Source organism: Phenylobacterium sp. (genome assembly GCF_013911965.1).
Lineage (GTDB): Bacteria > Pseudomonadota > Alphaproteobacteria > Caulobacterales > Caulobacteraceae > Phenylobacterium.
In genome coordinates, this window is sequence record NZ_JACESE010000012.1 from 74,156 (window position 1) to 93,905 (window position 19,750).

Here is a 19,750-nt window from a genome sequence, read left to right on the forward strand (position 1 = left end):
TTGAGCGCCCCCGCCCCCACCCTGCTGATTGTGACGCGGCACTATGCGCCCGAGCCGACCGGCAGCGCGCCGCCAATGCAGGAAATGGCTGAATGGTTCGCTGCCAACGGCTTCGCCACAGAGGTGGTCACCGTCCGCCCCAACTATCCGGGGGAGCGGATCTTCCCCGGCTATGAGCAGGGCCAGCACGATCAGGCTGTTGAGGCCGGCGTGCAGGTGCGGCGCTTCCCAACCGCGCCGGTTCGCGGCGGCGGCCTTTTGGCGCGAATGGGACCCGAGTTGGCCTTCATGTTCCGCTTGGTGGCCGCGCGCATAGCCGGGCGCCTCAGCGCCAGACCAGCCCTCATCTCGCTAAGCCCGTCGATCTTCACCGTTTTCGGCGCTCTACCACTTAAGGCGGGCGGCGGCCGGCACGTGGCCGTGGTCCATGACATCCAGTCGGGCCTCGGCTCGGCCTTGGGAGGCGGCCTGACCCGCGCCCTCATGCCGATCCTGCGCGCCCTGGAGCGCTGGACCCTTAACCGTCCCGACGCGATCATCGTCCTTTCGGAGGAGATGAAGCGGCACCTGCGCGCCATGGGCGTTCGGCGGCCCATTGAGATCCAGCCCCCGATGGTCAATGCCCAGTTCATCCGCCCAGCGCAGGAACCAGGCGGCGTGCCCACGTTGATGTACAGCGGCAATCTGGGGCGCAAGCAGGGCCTGGGCCAGGTGCTGGATCTCGCCGCCGAGCTGAAGCGGCGGGGCAGCCCCGCCCGGATCATCGTTCGCGGCGGCGGGGCTATGCGAGACGAGTTGATCGCCGAGGCCGCCGAACGGCGGCTGGACAATCTGGACATCCAGGATCTCGTTCCGCGCGACCAGATCGGCAGGTCCCTGGCGGAGGCTCATCTGCATCTGGTGCCCCAGATCGCCAGCGGCGGCGATTTCGCAGTGCCCAGCAAGATATTTTCGATCATGGCGGCGGGGCGCACCTTCGTCGCCACCGCACAGCCGGGATCCACTCTCGCCCAGCTTGCCGCCGAGACGGGCGCGTTCGTCTGCGCCCCGCCAGACGATGCGGCCGCCTTCGCCGACGCCGTCGAGACTCTGCTGGCGGATCCAGCGCAGCGTCAGAGGGCGGCCACCGCGGGCCGGGCCTATGTGGAGGCCCATGCCGACACATCAGTCGTCATGGCGAAACTCAGCACACTCCTTCGCCGGCCAGAGGCCGCCGCCGATCGATCTTCCTCCCTCGCGAGCACCAGAACCGATGACCTCCGCCACACTCGTTCCTAAGCCCCGCGTCGCCCTCGTATCAGGTTTCTGGGGACAGAATATCGGTAACGCCTTCTTCAACATCGGCGGGAAGTGGATCCTGGAGCAGGTCTTTGGAGCGGGAAACGTCGCCTTCATCCAAGATCAGCCGGGCTACCGGACCTTCCATGATCAATCGAAGGGCAACCCGGACAATGATATCGAGCTCCTTCGATTCCTTGATGTGGACTACATCGTCCTACAGGGCCCGCTGCTGACGACCGGCTACGCCAAACTCTGGCGGCCGACCTTTCAGGCGCTCGCCGCGCGTGGCACGAAAATCCTCCTGATCGGCGCGGCGTTCTTCAAGTTCCGCGATGAAGAGTATGCAGCCGCCAAAGCCTTTCTCGAGGAATTTCCGCCGGCTCTGATCAGCACGCGTGACACGCGCAGCTATGAGCAGATTAGGAGTTGGGGACTCAAAATCCCGCTCTTTGACGGAATGGACTCCGCCTTCTTTGCGCCAAAGGCCTACACTCCTTTCGGCTTTACAGCCCCTCCGTACGTCGCGCTCAACTTCGACCGCTACATCGAGCCGACGATCACGATAGCTGCCAGCGCCAAGGCTGGCGCGGACTTCAGCTTCGAGCGGAACGGCAAGGTCTGGAGCCTGGAAATACCCGCCCTTCCTTCCAAGTTGGCCCACCGCAGTAAGGTGCAGGCCTATCTCGGGCACCTGCTCGACAGGCGGAAGCTGCCCACGGAGATAGATGGCCTGATGGTCATTCGGCCGGAGCACCGGGTCAATCCGCACATGACGTACAAGATTTATCAGCACCCGAACGCTGTGGCGTCAGATGAGCCCTGGACCTATTTCAATATCTACGCCAACGCCGACCTTGTCCTGGCCGACCGCGTTCATGCCTGCGTGGCGGCGCTCGCCTACGGGCGCGAGGCGATGCTCTTCACCCCCTCGCCCCGCCAAGCCCTGTTCGGCCGCGTTGGCGCGCATGACATCCGCACGCGGCCCATCTCTATCGATCTCGCTTGGCTGGAGGAAGAGCGCCAGAAGGAAGTGGCCTGGCTGAGGAAACACATATGATCGGCCGAGAACGCGACGAAGCTCCTGTCTATTTTATTGGCCCTCTCCCCCCACCTACAAGTGGACAATCGTTTGCCACCAAGTTGCTGCTTGACGCTTGTAGAGACTCTGGACTCCCCCTTGTGGTGCTCAACACCATCCGGGGATCCACCGCCTCAACATCAACTAACGTTTTGGTTCGAGCACGCCGCGCTGCTTTCGCGATCACAAAGATACTCTTAGGGCGTCGCGGACGGTCCTACTATATCTCAGTTGACGCCAATAGGGGCATGGCAATCACGTGCGTCTATGTAGCCGCGGCCCGGCTACGTGGTGGGCGCATTCATCTACACCATCACACCTACGGGCACATATCATCGCCCAACATCCTAGGCCGCTCACTGGCATTGCTAGCAGGCGCTTCAGCCAACCACATCTGTATATGCCCGCGTATGGGCGATGCTCTACGTAACCAGTATCCAAATGTAAAACGGACGACTGCTCTATCCAACATCAGGTTCGTGAAGCCTCCGCCGATCGAAGAGTTAATGCTCTCGCGAGCGAGCCAGCAAATAATACGTCTCGGCCACATGTCTCGCTTGAGCGAGGCGAAGGGCATCATCGAATGCATTACCCTACTGGAGCGATTGCAGAAAGAAGGCTTTACCGCACATCTTCACCTTGCCGGTTCAATCGAACCCGATGCTAGAAAACACATTGAAGCAGCGATAAAAAAGCATGGTGAAAAGATCATCCTTCACGGGTTTGTATCCGGCGCCGAAAAGGACTCGTTCTTTAGGGAAATCGACTTCTTCCTGTTTCCAACCCGATACCATAACGAGACCCAAGGCATTGTTAACCTCGAAGCGATGTCGTTCGGTGTGCCTGTAATTGCCTTTGACAGATGCTGCATCGGTAGCGACGCAGAAGGGGGTGGCGGACTAGCCATCCCACCAACAGACGACTATGTTGAGGCTGCCGCCGCCTTTATATCCGATGCCATGTCAACAATGAGAGAGAAGCGAGCGCTCGCGCGCGAGAGATTCGATTACTTGCTCAATCATTCGTCTCGGGAAATTGATGAATTGATTGGTGAACTCTGATGCGTCGACGCTCGACAACCATAATCGGGGCTTTTGGCGGAAATAACGCCGGAGACGAGGCAATCCTTTCCTCGATATCCAAGCTAATTGATATCGCCGATACCGGCCGAGACAAAAATGTTATTTCCCTGTCGTCAAATATTACTCCCGACGCTGTCGAAATTTATCGGAGCGAATTCTCTTCGTTTTCGACAGCGAGAAATATAGTTTCCTCCGCCGCGCTTTGCATTTCGCGCGACCTCATCATAGGCGGAGGACAAATAATAAACGGCTCTCGTGTACCCTTGTATTTGATGTTCATGACATCTTGCGCGGCGCTAGCGCGGGTCACGGGAGGCAGAGTATTGATGATCGGGGTCGGGACAAATCGTGTCCATAAGTACTTTCTATCCTCTCTCTTCGCGAATATTTTGGTCCGGATTTGCAACTCCGTTTATGTTAGAGACGCACATTCAAAGCGCGATCTATTGGCAATTGGGTGCAGAGAGGAAGAAATCTCAATAGCTCCCGATGTTGTACTCTCGGGCGTAATCGGTCGATCGCAAATAGAGAGAGATCGGGTGGTCGTAGCTATTCATCACCACCCGACCGAACAACACCTTTCACCAAAGGAAACAATCGATCTAACTATAGCAGTGGCGAGCCGATACCCACAGCATAAGATTATAGTCGTTGCGCATGATGTTAGATCGGCATTTGATCACGGCCTACTGAGCGTAATCGCATCAGAAGTACGCGGCGTCGAAACCGTTGCCCTTCGAACGGCGGAGATGGCGGTAGAGCTCTACTCAAAGGCAGCACTCGTGGTGTCTTCGCGTATGCACCCGCTTATAATAGGGCTGATTTGTGGATCAAGCGTGGTGCCCATATCGATAAGCGAGAAAGTTCGCGACTTCTCGGCATCTTATGACCTTCGCTCCATAGATGATAGCAGCGGATACGGCGATATGAATTTGTTGGCCGTCGAGAATAAAGCGAAGATCGATACGATCTCAAAGCGCATTCTTGAGAACAGAGGCAGACTCGTCAGTATCTTCCGAGATGCTTTTGGGGAGCGTTGAAATGGATACCGACCGGGTTCCTGATTTTTTGATCATTGGCGCCATGAAGGCCGGCACCACGACGCTTTATCGCGATCTATCACAACACCCTAAGATCTTTTTGTCGGACCCAAAGGAGCCAAACGACCTTACTAGCGACAGGGTATTTACGCCCGCCGGGATACGATCGTATCGCGCGCTTTTCTCTCTCGCGAGAAGAGACCAGTTGTGCGGGGAAGCCTCTACGGCTTATACGCGGGCGCCCAGATTCAGTGGAGTTGCGCAACGCGCTCGCCATGTGTGCGGGCCAGATCTAAAACTTATCTACATCGTACGCGACCCCTTCGAGAGGGCCGTCAGCCATTACAGGTATGCATACACTCGCGGCAGGACTCGCGAAAAACTTGAAGTCGATTTAGAAAAGAATCCGGAATACGCGCACGTTTCTGACTACGCGTTCCAACTGAAGCCTTGGGCTCAGACGTTTGATCTCTCGTCTATTCTGATTGTCAAGTTCGAAGACTATGTCCAGGATCGCGAGCGCATATTCTCGGATGTCTCGAGGTTTCTAGGCGTAGATGCTGGGTTTAGCTTGAACACCTCTGAACGCTTCAACGTGACCGACGACATTAGGGTGAGCAAGGGGTTGGTTGAGCGGGTTCTTGCTAGCGACACGTTTCAGAGGCGGGTCAAGCCTCTTCTCAGCGAGGATGTGCGAGGATTTGGAAAACGGTTCCTTCTACGAACAGGAACTCCCCCAGCCAGATCGCTCCCCGATCCCCATCTTCGCGATCGCTTCATGGAACGGCTCTCCGTACCAAATCAGCTTATTTCTCAGACAGTAGGAGCGGTGCGGCTGGGCGATGTGCTGGGCGGGGTTGACCCCTGGGTTTGACGCCTTCGTGGGGAGTTCAGCGCGCTTGAGCTAAGACCGAGGAAGAGCGCGATACAAAGCCATTCACCGATAGTGAAGCTTCCGCCGTCTCCTGAAAGCTGCGATCTCAGGATCGGGAGCGTCAGAATAGCCGCCATGAAGCCTACAACCGGCACGGTTCGCGCTCGAAGGACCGCGGATCCAAGCATCGCTAGCAAGGCGAACAAGTATGTCGCCGCACAACTTAGGCTAAGAATGCCGCCCTGAAGCCAGGCAGCCAGAAAGAGGTTGTGAACTTGGTGGTAGACGACGCCTCGACCGACGCGTGTCGAGGCAGCGACTTCCGCACCGGTTCCACGACCAAGCACCGGGGCTTGTGCGATCGCATCAAGCGCTTCGGCATACATGCCGAGTCTACCATCCTCACTGATCGAACCTAGTCGTTGACCTACAATGTTGGTTACGCCGGACCCCTGAACGGCGATAAGCGCAACCACAGCTATAGCTAAGGACGACGCAAGCACACCAAAGAGCGTTATCTTTCGTCCAGAGCTTAACCAAGCGATCGCGAGCACCAGACTTGCAGCAATGGTGGCCACGATCAGGCTGCGGCTCACGCTGAGAATCACAACAGTTGCCGCCAGTGCTACACCGGCCACGGCGGAGACACGCATGGATGCCGTGGCCCCCGTCCACGACATCGCAGTTACGGCCGCAGCCAGCCCGCCTAACCATATGAATGAAAGCGCTGTGTGCCGGAGCGCTGTCGATACAATATCGCCGCTTGCGATCTGATCAGGCGTATTGAAAAGATTTAGGAAGAGGGCGAATTGCAGCACCGTCGGGTTACCCGACTCCAGCGCTCGCACCACTAGGCCCATCATCGATATGCCACGGGCCGCCAGCACGAAGTTGGCCACGATCAGGAATGTCCCGGCCGACACGAGAGGTGCCAGGCAGAGGGTCCGCAGGATCATGTCTCTAGGCCGCGTGCCGACATAAAGGGCGATGCCCAAGCCCATCACACCATAGATGAGCATCTTGGCGATCTGGCTGAAGCCCTCTGTCGGACTGATGGAATGCAGCAGGCTGACCACCAGGGAAAAGAGATAGGCGAAGAAGGCGCCCCAGAACACCAATGTGCCCTTCGGGAGATCGACGATGCGCGGGCCGCCCAGCACCTGGGCAAATCCGTACGCCGCCATCGGGAACATGACGAGGTGGACCAGCTTAAGCGCCAGTCCCACATTCAGCAGCGTCACCCATTGGATCGGTCCAAGGGCGAAGACCAGCAGCAGCGGCCAATCCACGCGCTTCATTGACGGTCCTCATTCAAGCGCCCGCGGTCCATTAGAATGACCTAAGCCAGGAAAGGACGCAGCCGCTTTGGGGCAGCGACGACCAACGGTTCGTAGGCGTCCGGCGCCAACCGCGATACACCAAAGCGCACCATTGCAACATAGCACAGTGCACCGACCACAACGGCGGCGGCAAGCACGATCCATGCCGCGGCGGCGGCGACCGGCGCGATCAGCAGGATGGCTCTCACGATCAGGTACATGACAAAACTGGGGATCGCGAAGGCGGCAAGGGTACGGACCTGCGCAGCTACACCCAAGCCGATCAGTCGGCGGGTCGTCTCCATGCCGGCCGGTATGGTGACCAGCCCGCGCGCCACGACGCCGATGGCGGCACCGGTCACGCCCCAGACACCGCCGACCAGAGCGGCAGCAACAGCGACGATGGCGCTGCCGAGACTCATACGCGCAGCGATGTTGGGGCGGCCGATGGCGATCAGCATGGGGTTCATGACCTGCAGCGCGAGCGCCGGGAAGATCGCGAAGCAAAGCATCCCGGACGCCTCGGCGGCAGGTCGCCATGTTTCGCCGAGCACCAGCACCAGGAGCGTTGGGGCGGTGGCGGCCGCGCCCACGAACGCGGGGACTGATATCGCGGCCACCGCCGAGAGGGCGCGCAAGTAGGAGACCGATCGGTCGCCGCTGGCGCGGGAGAATGCCGGAAGCAAGACGCTCACGAGCGGAGCAGCGAACACCTGCGTCAGCAACTGGTTGATCTGCGAAGCCACTCGGAAGTGCGCGACCGTCTGCGGGCCGAGCATGAGGCCCAGCCCCAGTTGCACGAACCGAAGGCTGCCAGTCGTCAGGACGGCGCTAAGCGCCAGCTGCCAGCCGAATGCGATCTGGCGCCTGGCCTCGCTCAGGCTGATCTGGCGGCCCGGGGTCCAGCGCGCAAGCACCCAGGTGACGATAAGCAGGCCGAGCGCTTCGATCAGGTTAAAAGCGACCACCGCCCAGGCGCCCCAGCCTCGGGTCGCCAGCCAGATCGCCGCCGCCGCGGCGGCGAGGGAGGCGAACACCTGAGACAGGGTGAGCAGGCGGTGACGGAACTCGCGCTCAATCCTCGCTTCCTGTATCGCTGCGGCACCGGTGAAAACCAGCACAAGCGAGGCGGCGATCGTCAGCTTGACCAGCCGCGCTTCTCCGTAGACCTGCGCCAATAGCGGTGCCGACAGGGCGACCAAGCCCGCCAGAAGGCATCCCAAACCGAAGTTCAACCACCATGCCGTGTCGGTGACTACATCGCTCACGGTCTCGCGCTGTATCACCACATCTCGAAAGCCGCGAGCGAGCAGCGTCCGAAGGATCACCACCAGTGCGACCGGGATGGAGGCGATGCCGAATTCCATCGGGGACATCAGCCCGGCCAGGGCGAAAAAGGCGACCGCATTTGCGAACTGGCGGCCACCGAAGCGGGCGAACAGCCAGGCTGCGCTGATCGCAGAGCGTCGCGCGAGTTTGCTCATAGCGCGCGGGCGTGCGAGAGGGCCTGGACCGCCCCGATCAAGTGATAGAACGAGCTCCCCGGCGCGGGCTCGAGACGGAAGGTTTCGTCCGGGGCCATCAGGTCCCACCAGGCCGCAGGCGCCAGATAGGCGGCCAGGCCGCTGGCGGCCGGCAGGGGGTTTTGCCCCAGGGCCAGGGACGCCTTCAGCCATTCGGTCTGCGGCCAGAGGCGGGCGGCGGTGTCACGGACGGTGAAGTCGTCGTGAAGTGCGTTCATGGCCACGCCGCGCGCGGGGTCCACGCCGCGCAGGCCGGCGGCATAGAGCCGTTCGGCAGCCGGGCCGGCGCGGGGCTCTCCAGTCTTCTCGCCCCAGCGGGCCAGCAACCAGGCCCATTCGAACTGGTGGCCCGGTTCGACCCGGCGGCCGTCCTCGCCCGGCGCGGGGGCCCAGGCTTCGTCAAAGAACTCGCGAAGAAAGCCGCCTTCGGGGTCGATGAAGCGGGCGAGCGCGAGGTCGACGATCTCGGCCGCCAGCGCTTCCCATTCCGACCCGCCGCCGGCCTCCATCCAGGCCATGGCGGCCTCGAGGAGGTGCATGTGGGCGTTGGCCTGGAACGGGTGAGGCTCGACCTCGCGGAAGCCGCCGGCCGGATGGCGCAGTCGCTCGATCGCGCCCAGCAGACGCTGGGCCTCGCCGGCCAGATCGGCATGGCCCGGGTCGGCCCGATGCAGTGTGGCCATGGCCAGCAGGGCGAAGGCTTGATCATAGAGGGCGGCGGTCTCGTCCAGCGGTTCGCCCGTTTCGCTCACCAGCGCCCGGAAGAGTCCGTCGGGGCGGCGATAGCGATTCAGGAAGTAGTCCATGCCGTGCCAGGCCGCCTGCCGCCACGGGCCTTCCCACCCCATCATGCCGGCCGTGGCATAGACGAAGGTCTGGCGCGTCTGGACCCGTGACCGGCGCGGTGCGCTGACGGGTCGTCCGTCCGGTGTCAGGGCTTCACGGAAGCCGCCCGCAACGTGGTCGGCGCCCACGGTCCACCAGAGCGGCAGGGCGCTCGTCCTCAGCCAGGTGTCGAACCAGGCCGCAGCCTCTTCGACTGTGGCGAACGGGGTCTTGGCGTCCGTGGCCCGCACGCCGAACCGTTCGGCCGCCGCCTTCACCTTCTGCGTCGCGCCGAGGCTGCTGACCAGAACCCGCCCCCGGTCGGCGATGACGGCGATGTTCGACAGGCCGATCACCGCCACGCCCATACCATCCCCGGCCCGGACGAGACTGCCCTCCACATCGACGAGAAGACCGTCGCCTGACACGACATTGCCCGAGGCGTCCTGCGCCCCGACCGACCAGACGGCGTCCCAGGCGCCCAGGTCGGACCAGGCGAAAGACACCGGCAGGACAGCGGCCCGGTCCGTCTTCTCCATGACGGCATAGTCGATCGAGATCTTCGGCGCGTTCCGAAAGGCCGGCGCGAGCTCCGTCGCCGGACGCCCGCAGCCCGCCACGGACGACGACTCGATGGAGTCGCGCGCCGCGGCGGCGATTTCGGGGGCGAAGCGGTCGAGCTCGGCCATCAGCACGCCGGCGGCGACGACGAAGTTGCCGCTGTTCCAGAGGTAGCCTTCGGCGATGTAGCGTTCGGCCGTCGCGGCGTCGGGCTTTTCGACGAACGCCGCCACCTGCCGCACCGGGCCGAGCTCGGCGCCTGGCGAGATGTAGCCGTAGGCGGTCGATGGCGCCGTGGGAGAGACGCCGAGCGTCACGATGCGTCCGTCCCGGGCGGCCTCTATGGCCAGGCCGGCGGCGGCGCGGAACGCTTCGCCGTCCGGAATGTGGTGGTCGGCGGCGACGACGACGGCCACGCCGCTGGCGTCGCGCGCCTCGATCCAGGCGCAGGCCGCGGCCATGGCCGGCGCGGAGTCTCGCGGCTCGGGCTCAAGGAGGACGGCCGCCTCGACGCCGGTCGCGCTCAGCTGGCTTGCGATAAGATCGGCGTGGGCGGCGCCGGCCACCACCACGACCTGCCCCCCTTCGGCCAGGCCGGCCACGCGCAGCACCGTGTCCTGGAACATGGACCGTTCGCCGACGAGGGGGAGGAACTGCTTGGGACGGGTCGGCGTCGACTCCGGCCACAGGCGCGTGCCCGATCCGCCGCACATGATCACGGGATAGACCGCCACCTGAACTCTCTTTCCCCGACGCCGGGCCGCTGGCGCCACGATGGAACATCCGCGGCGCACAGACGACGACTTCTCGGTTAGCGTGCAAACCTCGCGCCCGCCAAGCGTCCTGTCGCTCAATTTGCGCGGAAGGCGCTTATGGGCGGCTTTTATTGCGCCCACATCACAGCAGCGCCCGCCAGCCGGGCGAAGTCGTGGGGCTCAGCCGTAGAATCTTCGATACCACTCGACGAACCTCGGCAACCCCTCCTCAATCGGGACCTTCGGCGCGTAGCCCGTCAGCGCCGCCAGCCGGCTGATGTCCGCATAGGTCTCGGTGACGTCGCCCGGCTGCATGGGGCGGAAGACCTTTTCCGCCTTTCGGCCCAGCGCCGCCTCAAGCGTGCCGATCATGTCCATCAGGCCCACGGGCCGGCTGTCGCCGATGTTCAGCACGCGGTTCATGCCGCTCTCCGGCAGATGATCCAGCGCGCCCACCACCCCATCGACGATATCGTCGATATAGGTGAAGTCCCGCGCCATCTTCCCCTGGCCGTAAACCTCGATCGGTTCCCCAGCGAGGATTTTGCGGGTGAAGGAGAAGTAGGCCATGTCCGGCCGCCCCCACGGTCCGTAGACGGTGAAGAACCGCAGGCCGGTCTGCGGAAAGCCGTAGAGCTTCGCATAGGCGAAGCTCATCAGTTCGCAGGCGCGCTTGGTGGCGGCGTAGAGCGAGACCGGCTCGGCGGCCGCGTCGCTCTCCTTGAAGCCCGCCCCCTCGCCCGGACGGTCGCCATAGACCGAACTGGACGAGGCGTAGACGAGATGCTGGAAGCCCGCCTGGTGGCGGCAGGCCTCCATCACCGACAGGTGGCCGGCGAGGTTGGACCGCTCGTAGGCGAACGGATTCTCGATCGAGTAGCGGACGCCGGCCTGGGCGGCCAGGTGGACCACCCGCACCGCCCCGGTCTCGCGCAGCAGTTCGGCGAAGGCCTCGGCCTCGGCGATGTCCATCCGCACCATGCGGAACCGGTCGCGCGCCTCCAGCCGTGCGGCCCGCGCGGCCTTCAGGGCCGGATCGTAATAGTCGTTGAACACATCCACGCCGACCACCGCCTCGCCGCGGTCGAGCAGGCGCTCGGCCACGTGCATGCCGATGAAGCCGGCCGCGCCGGTTACGATGACGGGGGCGATCATGCCCGGTCCTCACGCTCCCAAACAGAGACGCCCGACGACAGAGCCATCGGGCGCAAGTCAGGCTTCGCATGAAACACCCCGGCGGTGAAGAGCGCCCTCAGTCGTCGCTCTTGTGCTCGGGCTTATCCTTCCGGGAGGTCGAGGCCATCTCCTCGAGCTCCGTCTCGGTCATGGATTCCTCCATCGAGCGCGAGGCGCCCTGGAGGTCCTTCTTCGGCGTGTCGCCGCGCTTGGCGGACAAGGCGGCGCCGGCGGCCTTTTGCTGGGCTGCGGATTTGGCGGGCATGGGCGGCTCCTTTCTCCTGTGCTCGACAACACCGCCTCGCCGCGACAGTTCCCCACGCCGGCAACCTGGGACCGATCCGACGGGTTGAGTTCAGACCTCCCGCAACCGCCATGAAGGAGCGCCCCATGCCGGATCTGGCCGAAACCCGCTACTGGATGGTCGAGCGCCAGGTGAGGCGGCGCGGGGTCGAGGACGAGCGGGTTCTCGAGGCCCTACGGGCCGTGCCCCGGGAGGCCTTCGTTCCACGCGAGATGGAGGAGTTCGCCTACGAGGACTCGGCGCTTCCTGTGGAGGCCGGACAGACCATTTCCCAGCCCTATATCGTCGGGCTCATGCTGGCGGCCGCGGGGCTCCAGGCCGGGGATCGCGTGCTGGAGGTCGGCGCCGGCACGGGCTACGCCGCGGCCGTCGCCGCCCGCCTGGCGGACTGCGTCTTCGCCATCGAACGCGATGCGGGTCTGGCCCGGACGGCGGCGACGCGCCTCGCCCAGCTCGAGGTCGAAAACGTCGAGATCCGCCAGGGCGACGGAACCCTGGGATGGCCAGAGGCCGCCCCGTTCGACGCCATCATCGTCTCGGCCGGCGGGCCGGACGTTCCCCAGGCCTTGGCCGACCAGGTGGCGGTCGGCGGGCGGCTGGTCATCCCGGTGGGCGAGACCCGCGACCGGCAGCGCCTGCTGAAGATGACACGCGTGGAAGCCGGACGTTGGGTCAGCGAGGACCTGGGCGAGGTGATGTTCGTCCCTCTGATCGGGGCGCACGGCTGGCGCGCGAGCGCCGAGGCCGCCGGCCGGGCCCCGACCCCGGAGCCGCGCAGCTTCCGTGAGCCCCTCGACGAAGCCGACATCGCCCAGGCCATCGCGCGCGCCGCCCTTCCCCTGCCCGCCCTGGACGACGCCCGGTTCGCCGAGCCCTTCGACCGCTTCGCCTCCGCCCGCGTCGTCCTCCTGGGCGAGGCGAGCCACGGGACCTCCGAATTCTACCGCGCGCGGGCGGCGATCACGCGCCGACTCATCGAGCGCCACGGGTTCAACATCGTGGCGGTGGAGGCCGACTGGCCCGACGCTTCAGTGGTCAATCGCTTCGTCCGCGGCCTGCCGCCAGGCGCGCACGCGGAGACCGCCTTCCAGCGGTTTCCCACCTGGATGTGGCGCAATGCGGAAGTGGCCGAGTTCCTCGGCTGGTTGCGGGACTGGAACGCCAGCTGGCCGCCCGGCGCCCAGGTCGGCTTCTACGGCCTCGACCTCTACAATCTGAACGCCTCCATCGGTGCGGTTCTGGACTACCTCGATCGCGTCGATCCGGAAGCCGCCGCGGTGGCGCGCGAGCGCTATGGCTGCCTCACGCCCTGGTCGGAGGCGCCGCAGACCTACGGCCGCATGGCGCTCAGCGCCGGCTACGCACCCTGCGAGGACGCCGTGGTGCGGACGCTTCGCGACCTGCTCTGCAGAAAGCTCGACTACGCGGCCGCCGACGGGGAACAGTTCCTCGACGCCAGCCAGAACGCCCGCCTCGTCCGCAACGCCGAGCGCTACTACCGGGCCATGTATTACGGCGCCGCCGAAAGCTGGAACCTCCGCGACACGCACATGTTCGAGACGCTGGAGACGCTGCTTTCGGCCTGGCCCGACGCCAAGGCGGTGGTCTGGGCCCACAATTCCCACATCGGCGACGCCTCCCGGACCGAGATGGGCCAGGTCCGCGGGGAACTGAATCTCGGCCAGCTCTGCCGGGAGCGGTTCGGGCCGCAGGCGGCCCTGATCGGCTTCGGGACCCATGCCGGGACCGTCGCCTGCGCCAGCGACTGGGACGCCCCCATGGAGGTGAAACCGGTCAAACCGTCGCTTCCCGGCTCCTATGAGCGGCTGGCGCACGAATCCGGGCGCGACCGCTTTCTCCTCGATCTGCGCGAACAGGCGGATACGCAGCTGCGTCAGGCCCTGCTCAGGCCGCGTCTCGAACGCTTCATCGGCGTCATCTATCGGCCGGAGACCGAGCGCTGGAGCCACTATGCCGAATGCGCCCTGCCTGAGCAGTTCGACGGCTACGTCTGGTTCGACGCGACGACGGCGGTCACCCCGCTGGACGCCGCCAGCGGCTCGGGCGAGGACGAAACCTGGCCGTTCGGGCTGTAAGGACCGTTGGTGCGGACGGCGGGACTCGAACCCGCACTTCCTTCCGGAAAACAGATTTTAAGTCTGCTGCGTCTACCGATTTCGCCACGTCCGCATGGGGGGCTCGTGCCACAGGATGGGAGCGGATGCGAGAGGAAGCCGCATCGTCGGCGGAAAGCAGGACTTAACCGCCGAAGCCTAGTGTCGGCGCGATGTCCGCCGCACCCCTCGACACCGCCGCCGCGCCCCCGCCCGACCGCCGCCGTGCGCCGCGTCGACCGTTCCGCCGCAGCCGGCGGGCGCTGGAGCGTATCGAGGTCCTGGGCGCCGGGGTGGACCTCGTCCGGCCGGAGGAGGTCATGCACCATGTGGAGGCGGCGATCGACGAGGGACGGCCCTTCCTGGTCGCCAACCACAACGCCCACAGCCTCTATCTCATCCGACGCCAGCCCGAGTTGAGGGCCTTCTTCGCGGCCGCGGACATCGTCGAGGTCGACTCCACGCCGGTCATCGCCTTTGCGCGGCTGCTGGGCCTCCACAGCCGTCCGTTCCATCGCTGCACCTATCTGGACTGGCGCGAGCATTTCTGGAGCCTGGCCAACCGGAAGGGATGGCGCGTCTTCTATCTCGGCGGCGCACCCGGCGTGGCGGACGAGGCGGCGAGGCGGCTGTCGGCGCGCTATCCCGACGTGCAGTTCGGAACGCGGGACGGCTATTTCGACATGTCGCCGGGCTCGGCGGCGAACCTCGACATCCTCGCCCAGATCGAGCGCTTTGCGCCGCACGTCCTCTTCGTCGGCATGGGCATGCCGCGCCAGGAGCAGTGGATCGCCGAAAACCGCCAGGCCCTACCCGCCTGCGCCGTCTTCTCCGTCGGCGCCGCGTTCGACTACGAGGCGGGCGTGCAGCGCGCCGCTCCGCGCTGGATGGGGCGGGCCGGGATCGAGTGGCTGTTCCGACTGTGCGCCGATCCCCGGCGGCTGGCTCATCGCTACGGCGTGGAGCCGCTGTTCCTGCTGCGGCCTGCCTTGCGGGACGTGGCCCGGGCCGTGGCCGAACGCCGCTTCCTGAAGCAGCCGGGCGCGGGCGTCAGCCCCGGCCGGACCTAGGCGGCGGCGGCGCCCGCGGCTTCGGCGAGGTCGGCCAGGCGGGTCCAGTTCAGGGTGGACTGGATCTGCGCATAGATGGCCGAAAGCCAGCCCTTGCGCCGCAGTTCGAGGAAGGCCTCGTCGTTCAAGGCGCGGAACCGCGTCTCCTCCACGGTGAGGAAGCCCGACAGGGAGAGCCGGGCGCCGCTGGCGAGGTTGGCGGTGGCGGTGCGGGTGTCGAGGAGATCGAGGTCGCGCAGCGCCTTGCCGAAGGGCTCGGTGGCTGCGTCGGCGGTTTGCGCCGAGCGGCAGAAGCGCAGCGCCGCCCGCAGAAGCTCGGCAGGCTGGCCGTCGGCGGAGAACAGCGGCTGGCCATCGGTGGGACTGAGGATCTCCGGCCGCTCCTCGATGCAGAGCAGCTCGGCCTCACCGTCCCGGCTGAGGATGAACGGGAAGCGCCGCACATAGGTCGGCACATAGGCGCCCTCAAGCCAGGCACCGGCGCGGTTGACGAAGACGTTCTCGCCCTCGCGCAGGCCGAGAATGGCCATCGGCCGCGGCGCCTCCCCGACCGTGAAGGCGATGGGATACCACTGACCGGCCAGCGGGATTTCGGCCAGATTGAGCGGGACGGCGTTCGCCTTGGCGGCGAACCGGTAGTCCAGGGGCGCGCGCAGGCGCAGGCCGCCGTGGCGCGCCGGGTGAAGCGGGGCCGGGTTGTCGTAGAAGATCGGCTTCATGCGGCGTTCGCCCCCTCGCGAAACTGGTCCGCCGTCTGAAATTGGACCTAAACCCTGCTTCGAAGCGATGGCAAGACGCCTCGCCTGCCGGCCGAGCGGTCTGACCGGTCGCGCCGCACGTCTGTCCAGGCTAAGTCCGGAGCCCGGCAGATTCGAAGGACCGCGCGCCATGCTCAAGCTTCCGCTCGATGTCGATCAGATCAAGGGTTTTCTCGACCCCGCCGAGGGCGAGGCCCTGCAGCGGGCCGCTGTGGCCGGCGCGGCGCTGGGCGCCTGCCTGGAGATCGGCGCCTATTGCGGCAAGTCGGCCGTCTATATCGGCACGGCCTGCCAGAGCGTCGGAGCGCCGCTCTTCTCGGTCGACCATCATCGCGGCTCGGAAGAGAACCAGCCCGGCTGGGAATACCACGACGCCGAACTCTGGGACGACGAGGTCGGCGCCATGGACACCCTGCCCTTCCTGCGGCGCACGCTGCGGGCGGCAGGCCTCGAGGAGACGGTCATACCGATCGTCGGCCGATCGGCGACGGTGGCGCGGGCCTGGGGCGCGCCGCTCGGATTCCTGTTCATCGACGGGGGCCACACAATGGAGGCCGCGCTGGGCGACTACCGGGGCTGGACGCCCCACCTCGTGAGAGGCGGCCTGCTGGCCATTCACGACGTGTTTCCCGACCCCGCCGACGGGGGCCGGCCGCCCTTCGAAATCTACCAGCGCGCGCTCGCCTCGGACCTCTTCGAAGAGGTCGAGGCGGTCAAGAGCCTGCGGGTGTTGCGCCGCCTGTGAGGCGCGGCCTCAGAGGTGCTGGGTAAGGACCCTCGCCGCCGGCGACCATTCGAAGAGGGCGTCGTGCGCCAGGATGGCGGCGGCCTGCGTCCAGCTCGGCCGTTCCTCGGGCCACAGGATCGCCTCCTCGAACTGCCAGCCCATCCAGTAGGCGCCCTCGGCGTCGCGATGGGCGTCCTGCCAGGCCAGCAGATCGGCCGCCGCCTGCCGGCGTCCGACCGAGACGAGGGTGATGGCCAGCTCGCAGGACTCCGCGACGGTGGCCCAGGGCTGGTCGTGGACGCAGCGGCACCCGAGGCCGGGCGCGACGAACCGCGACCAGTCGGCGTCCAGACGCGCCTGGGCGGCCGCCCCGCCGATGGCGCCGCCGAGGACGGGATAGTACCAGTCCATGGCGAAGGCCGAGCGGTCCAGGCTGCGGTCGAAGCGCTCGGGGCGGGCGCGGAGCGCCTCGCCCAGCCGGGCCTTGGCCGCCGCCCAGGCCGGTTGCGGCTCGCCGACCAGATCGGCCAGGCGCAGAGCGCACTCCAGGCTCTTGTAGATGGAGCCGCAGCCGGCGCGCACCGCGTCATCGGCGTCGGAGCCGTGGGCCTCTTCGGACCAGGAAATGTCGCCCGTGGGGTGCTGCAGGCGCACCACGAACGCGATCGCCTCGCGCACCATCGGCCAGTAACGGCGCGCCAGGGCGACCTCGCCCGTGATGACGAAGGCGTGCCAGACCACGACGGCGCAGTAGGCGGCGAAGTTCGTGTCGCGGAAGGCCGGCGCCGGTTCGCGCGCCAGATGCATGCGGTCCGACATCGGCAGGACGTTGCCGTACTCCCCGAGCCAGGCGCCGTCTCGCCCCTGCCGTGCGGCCAGGGCCTCCAGCCCCTGGCGGGCCGCCGCCTGCTCGCCGCCGACGAACAGGGCCATGACGCACTCGCCGTGGTTCCAGGGATCCCAGGGGCCGCCTTCGAACCACGGGATGGCGCCGTCCGCCGTCTGAGCCTCAAGCATGCAGGCGAGCGCGCCCTGAAGAGGATCGCGCCGGCTCAGCCTTGGCCTTCGCAGGACCGCCGGTCCGCTCATGCCGCGGCCTTGCGGAAGTAGAAGGCCACGCTCTTGCCCATGAGCGGGGCGGCGACCGCCTCCAGGGCCCGGGTGAGCGGCGGCCGCGCCATCAGGTCCCAGACCAGGAACCTGTGGTAGGTCTTGATCAGCGGATGATCATCCTGCCGATCCCAGAAGGCGCACTTCAGCCACCAATAGGGACTGTGCAGGCCATGCGCGTAGTGCTGGCCAAGAAAGCGGTAGCCCAGCCCGCCGATCTCGCGGCGCAGGCTGTCCTCCTGGAAGATGCGGACATGGCCGCCCGGCTGGTCGGCGTATCCGCCTTCGCCCGGCGCGAGCTTCCAGCAGATCGCTTCCGGCCAGGCCCGCGGGACGGTCGGGGCGAAGAGGCCGCCGGGCTTCAGCACCCGGGTGATCTCCTTCAGCGCCGCGCCATAGTCGTCGAGGTGCTCCAGCACCTCCGAGCAGATGACGACGTCGAACGTCCCATCGGCGAACGGCAGCCGGTAGGCGTCGCCCTTCAGGAAGCTGCAGGCGCCGGGCCGCGCCGGCTTCGGCAGTTCGGCCACGCCGGCCCGGGCCTTGGCCAGGGACGGCTCGTCCATGTCCAGCCCGACGACGTTGACGCCGTCCTCCAGATGGACGCCGTGGCAGTGTCGGCCCTCCCCGCAGCCGAGATCGAGCACCCAGTCGCCGGGGCGCAGCCCCAGCCTCTGCATCTCTACGGTCAGCATCTGGCGGCCACCGCCTCACGCAGGATCTGCTCGTAGGCCGCGCCCGCCCGCGCCCAGGAGAAGACCTCCCGGGCCCGCCGGCGGCCCGCCTCGCTCAAGGCGCTCCGCTTGGCCGGATCGTCGAGAAGCTGGCTCACGGCCGCAGCCAGGGCCTCCGGATCGCCCCGGCGCACGACCACGCCGGCCTCGCCGACGACCTCCGGCAGGGCGCCGCCGTCGGTCACCACCACGGGCGCGGCGCAGCTCATGGCCTCCGCCGCGGGCAGGCCGAAGCCCTCGTAGAGCGAAGGCGTGACGCAGATGGTGGCCCGGGCGTACTGCTCGGCCATCTCTTCGTTGCTGAGGCCGCTGATGAAGCTGACCCGTTCGGTCAGGCCGAGGGCCTCCAGCCGGCGCGCGGTGGCGCCGTCGGGCTTGAGCTTGCCGATCACCACCAGCTCGAGATCGGGATAGTCGGTCAGCAATCGGGCGTAGGCGTCGATCAGGACGCCGAGCCCCTTGAGCGGCACATCGGCGCTGGCGGTGGTGAGCAGGCGTCGTTCCCGCCGACGAAGATCCGGTTGGGGACGGAAGATCTCCTGGTCGATTCCCAAGGGCACGGCGTTGATGCGCGCCGGATCGACCTTCAGGCAGGCGCTGATGTCCCGCCCGGCCGTCTCCGAAACCACGATGACGCTGGAGAGCCTGGGGGCGACCCGCTCCTGCATGGGCAGGAAGCCGTACCATCGGCGAATGAGCCACCGCGCCTTCCAGTCGGGGGCGGCGGCCAGGGCCAGTTCCACGTCGCGGCGGATCGGGTGATGGATCACGCCGACCACAGGCAAGCCGGCGGCCTGGATGTCGAGCAGGCCGTAGCAGAGCGACTGGTTGTCGATGACGACGTCGTAGTCGTCCCGCCGCCGGCGCAGATAGCGCGCCGCCCGACGGCCGAAGGTGTAGGGCTCCATGAACTTGCCGGAGAGGTGGCCGAAATACTCGGCCGTGTCGGCCCAGCTCAGGAGATGGCGCGGGCGCAGCGCCCGATGGCCGTTGTGAGGCTGGGCGTAGAGGTCCAGCGACGGGATCTTCACCAGCCGTACGCCGGGCGCCAGGTCCGGGTACGGCGGGCCCGACAGCACGTCCACCTGATGGCCGCGCGCGGCCAGGGCGGCGGCGGCCTGGGCCAGGTAGACGCCCTGGCCGCCCACCTTCGGATCCGACCGATAGGAGAGGAAGGCGATCCGCAAGGGACCGTCCGACCGGGCCGCCCTGCGGGCTGGGCTCTGATCGGCGGCGTCGGCAAGGGTTGTGTCGAGCATGGCCTCGCGGGTCTACAGCCTAGACGAGCGCGAGCCTAGCCGAACCGCGAGATCACGTTGCGGCAAGACCCCGCCGGCCGATCCGCAGGCGCCTTGGGCCCGTCGCCGTGAAACTCTTCCTGCAGACTGTTTCGCCCTTGTTGCTGATTGTATCAGCACC

At 66.1% G+C, this 19,750-nt stretch carries 17 protein-coding genes and 1 tRNA gene; 8 read left to right on the forward strand and 10 right to left on the reverse strand.

Annotated features, from left to right (window positions below; genetic code table 11):
* From H2041_RS13285 to H2041_RS13305, 5 genes are all read left to right on the forward strand, one after another.
* Complete coding sequence (locus H2041_RS13285) at positions 1–1,278, forward strand: glycosyltransferase family 4 protein (RefSeq protein ID WP_293413346.1); 1,278 nt, start codon at positions 1–3, stop codon at positions 1,276–1,278.
* Positions 1,253–2,338: a polysaccharide pyruvyl transferase family protein gene (locus H2041_RS13290; RefSeq protein ID WP_293413347.1), complete on the forward strand. Its 1,086-nt coding sequence runs from the start codon at positions 1,253–1,255 to the stop codon at positions 2,336–2,338. The genes H2041_RS13285 and H2041_RS13290 overlap by 26 nt, the downstream gene beginning before the upstream one ends.
* A gap of 569 nt (positions 2,339–2,907) precedes the next feature.
* Positions 2,908–3,420, forward strand: a complete 513-nt coding sequence (locus H2041_RS13295) for a glycosyltransferase family 4 protein (RefSeq protein WP_293413438.1) — start codon at positions 2,908–2,910, stop codon at positions 3,418–3,420.
* Complete coding sequence (locus H2041_RS13300) at positions 3,420–4,481, forward strand: polysaccharide pyruvyl transferase family protein (protein WP_293413349.1); 1,062 nt, start codon at positions 3,420–3,422, stop codon at positions 4,479–4,481. The genes H2041_RS13295 and H2041_RS13300 overlap by 1 nt, the downstream gene beginning before the upstream one ends.
* Before the next feature lies 1 nt (position 4,482).
* Positions 4,483–5,355, forward strand: a complete 873-nt coding sequence (locus H2041_RS13305; protein ID WP_293413351.1) for a sulfotransferase — start codon at positions 4,483–4,485, stop codon at positions 5,353–5,355.
* Here the strand turns inward: H2041_RS13305 and H2041_RS13310 are convergent.
* The 5 genes from H2041_RS13310 to H2041_RS13330 all read right to left on the reverse strand — a co-directional run bounded on the left by H2041_RS13310 (position 5,295) and on the right by H2041_RS13330 (position 11,779).
* The gene (locus H2041_RS13310; RefSeq protein WP_293413353.1) at positions 5,295–6,653 is read right to left on the reverse strand and encodes an O-antigen ligase; all 1,359 of its coding nucleotides are present in this window, start codon (positions 6,651–6,653) and stop codon (positions 5,295–5,297) included. The two genes, H2041_RS13305 and H2041_RS13310, sit on opposite strands and share 61 nt — an antisense overlap.
* Before the next feature lie 41 nt (positions 6,654–6,694).
* Positions 6,695–8,158, reverse strand: coding sequence for an oligosaccharide flippase family protein (locus tag H2041_RS13315; RefSeq protein WP_293413354.1), 1,464 nt, complete (start codon positions 8,156–8,158; stop codon positions 6,695–6,697).
* A complete protein-coding gene (locus H2041_RS13320) occupies positions 8,155–10,317 on the reverse strand; it encodes an AGE family epimerase/isomerase (protein WP_293413355.1) in 2,163 nt (720 codons plus the stop codon). Before H2041_RS13320 ends, H2041_RS13315 begins: the two co-directional genes overlap by 4 nt.
* Positions 10,318–10,518: 201 nt before the next feature.
* Complete coding sequence (locus H2041_RS13325) at positions 10,519–11,493, reverse strand: NAD-dependent epimerase/dehydratase family protein (protein WP_293413356.1); 975 nt, start codon at positions 11,491–11,493, stop codon at positions 10,519–10,521.
* Positions 11,494–11,590: 97 nt separating this feature from the next.
* Complete coding sequence (locus tag H2041_RS13330) at positions 11,591–11,779, reverse strand: DUF3008 family protein (protein ID WP_293413358.1); 189 nt, start codon at positions 11,777–11,779, stop codon at positions 11,591–11,593.
* 125 nt (positions 11,780–11,904) lie between these two features.
* On the opposite strand from H2041_RS13330, the gene H2041_RS13335 reads away from it, so the two are divergent.
* Entirely contained in the window at positions 11,905–13,914 is a 2,010-nt protein-coding gene (locus tag H2041_RS13335) for a protein-L-isoaspartate(D-aspartate) O-methyltransferase (RefSeq protein WP_293413360.1), read from the forward strand.
* Positions 13,915–13,921: 7 nt separating this feature from the next.
* On the opposite strand, the gene H2041_RS13340 is transcribed toward H2041_RS13335, so the two are convergent.
* Positions 13,922–14,008: transfer RNA gene (locus H2041_RS13340), tRNA-Leu, on the reverse strand.
* Between the two features lie 97 nt (positions 14,009–14,105).
* Between H2041_RS13340 and H2041_RS13345 the strand changes: the two genes are divergently transcribed.
* Complete coding sequence (locus H2041_RS13345) at positions 14,106–15,002, forward strand: WecB/TagA/CpsF family glycosyltransferase (protein ID WP_293413362.1); 897 nt, start codon at positions 14,106–14,108, stop codon at positions 15,000–15,002.
* On the opposite strand, the gene H2041_RS13350 is transcribed toward H2041_RS13345, so the two are convergent.
* Positions 14,999–15,721, reverse strand: a complete 723-nt coding sequence (locus H2041_RS13350) for a SapC family protein (protein ID WP_293413364.1) — start codon at positions 15,719–15,721, stop codon at positions 14,999–15,001. The two genes, H2041_RS13345 and H2041_RS13350, sit on opposite strands and share 4 nt — an antisense overlap.
* 169 nt (positions 15,722–15,890) lie before the next feature.
* On the opposite strand from H2041_RS13350, the gene H2041_RS13355 reads away from it, so the two are divergent.
* Positions 15,891–16,505, forward strand: a complete 615-nt coding sequence (locus H2041_RS13355) for a class I SAM-dependent methyltransferase (protein ID WP_293413366.1) — start codon at positions 15,891–15,893, stop codon at positions 16,503–16,505.
* 9 nt (positions 16,506–16,514) lie between these two features.
* Here the strand turns inward: H2041_RS13355 and H2041_RS13360 are convergent, their stop codons facing one another.
* From H2041_RS13360 to H2041_RS13370, 3 genes are all read right to left on the reverse strand, one after another.
* Positions 16,515–17,504: a hypothetical protein gene (locus H2041_RS13360; protein WP_293413368.1), complete on the reverse strand. Its 990-nt coding sequence runs from the start codon at positions 17,502–17,504 to the stop codon at positions 16,515–16,517.
* 68 nt (positions 17,505–17,572) lie between these two features.
* Positions 17,573–18,292: a class I SAM-dependent methyltransferase gene (locus H2041_RS13365; protein WP_293413370.1), complete on the reverse strand. Its 720-nt coding sequence runs from the start codon at positions 18,290–18,292 to the stop codon at positions 17,573–17,575.
* A complete protein-coding gene (locus H2041_RS13370) occupies positions 18,286–19,590 on the reverse strand; it encodes a glycosyltransferase family 4 protein (protein WP_293413372.1) in 1,305 nt (434 codons plus the stop codon). The genes H2041_RS13365 and H2041_RS13370 overlap by 7 nt, the downstream gene beginning before the upstream one ends.
* Positions 19,591–19,750 lie beyond the last annotated feature (160 nt).

Bases quoted from the DNA above. Each gene is read 5' to 3' on its own strand.
- H2041_RS13290 (WP_293413347.1), top strand. From the start codon at position 1,253: ATGACCTCCGCCACACTCGTTCCTAAGCCCCGCGTCGCCCTCGTATCA.
- H2041_RS13295 (WP_293413438.1), top strand. From the start codon at position 2,908: ATGTCTCGCTTGAGCGAGGCGAAGGGCATCATCGAATGCATTACCCTA.
- H2041_RS13300 (WP_293413349.1), top strand. From the start codon at position 3,420: ATGCGTCGACGCTCGACAACCATAATCGGGGCTTTTGGCGGAAATAAC.
- H2041_RS13305 (WP_293413351.1), top strand. From the start codon at position 4,483: ATGGATACCGACCGGGTTCCTGATTTTTTGATCATTGGCGCCATGAAG.
- H2041_RS13310 (WP_293413353.1), bottom strand. From the start codon at position 6,653: ATGAAGCGCGTGGATTGGCCGCTGCTGCTGGTCTTCGCCCTTGGACCG.
- H2041_RS13315 (WP_293413354.1), bottom strand. From the start codon at position 8,158: ATGAGCAAACTCGCGCGACGCTCTGCGATCAGCGCAGCCTGGCTGTTC.
- H2041_RS13325 (WP_293413356.1), bottom strand. From the start codon at position 11,493: ATGATCGCCCCCGTCATCGTAACCGGCGCGGCCGGCTTCATCGGCATG.
- H2041_RS13330 (WP_293413358.1), bottom strand. From the start codon at position 11,779: ATGCCCGCCAAATCCGCAGCCCAGCAAAAGGCCGCCGGCGCCGCCTTG.
- H2041_RS13335 (WP_293413360.1), top strand. From the start codon at position 11,905: ATGCCGGATCTGGCCGAAACCCGCTACTGGATGGTCGAGCGCCAGGTG.
- H2041_RS13345 (WP_293413362.1), top strand. From the start codon at position 14,106: ATGTCCGCCGCACCCCTCGACACCGCCGCCGCGCCCCCGCCCGACCGC.
- H2041_RS13350 (WP_293413364.1), bottom strand. From the start codon at position 15,721: ATGAAGCCGATCTTCTACGACAACCCGGCCCCGCTTCACCCGGCGCGC.
- H2041_RS13355 (WP_293413366.1), top strand. From the start codon at position 15,891: ATGCTCAAGCTTCCGCTCGATGTCGATCAGATCAAGGGTTTTCTCGAC.
- H2041_RS13360 (WP_293413368.1), bottom strand. From the start codon at position 17,504: ATGCTTGAGGCTCAGACGGCGGACGGCGCCATCCCGTGGTTCGAAGGC.
- H2041_RS13365 (WP_293413370.1), bottom strand. From the start codon at position 18,292: ATGCTGACCGTAGAGATGCAGAGGCTGGGGCTGCGCCCCGGCGACTGG.
- H2041_RS13370 (WP_293413372.1), bottom strand. From the start codon at position 19,590: ATGCTCGACACAACCCTTGCCGACGCCGCCGATCAGAGCCCAGCCCGC.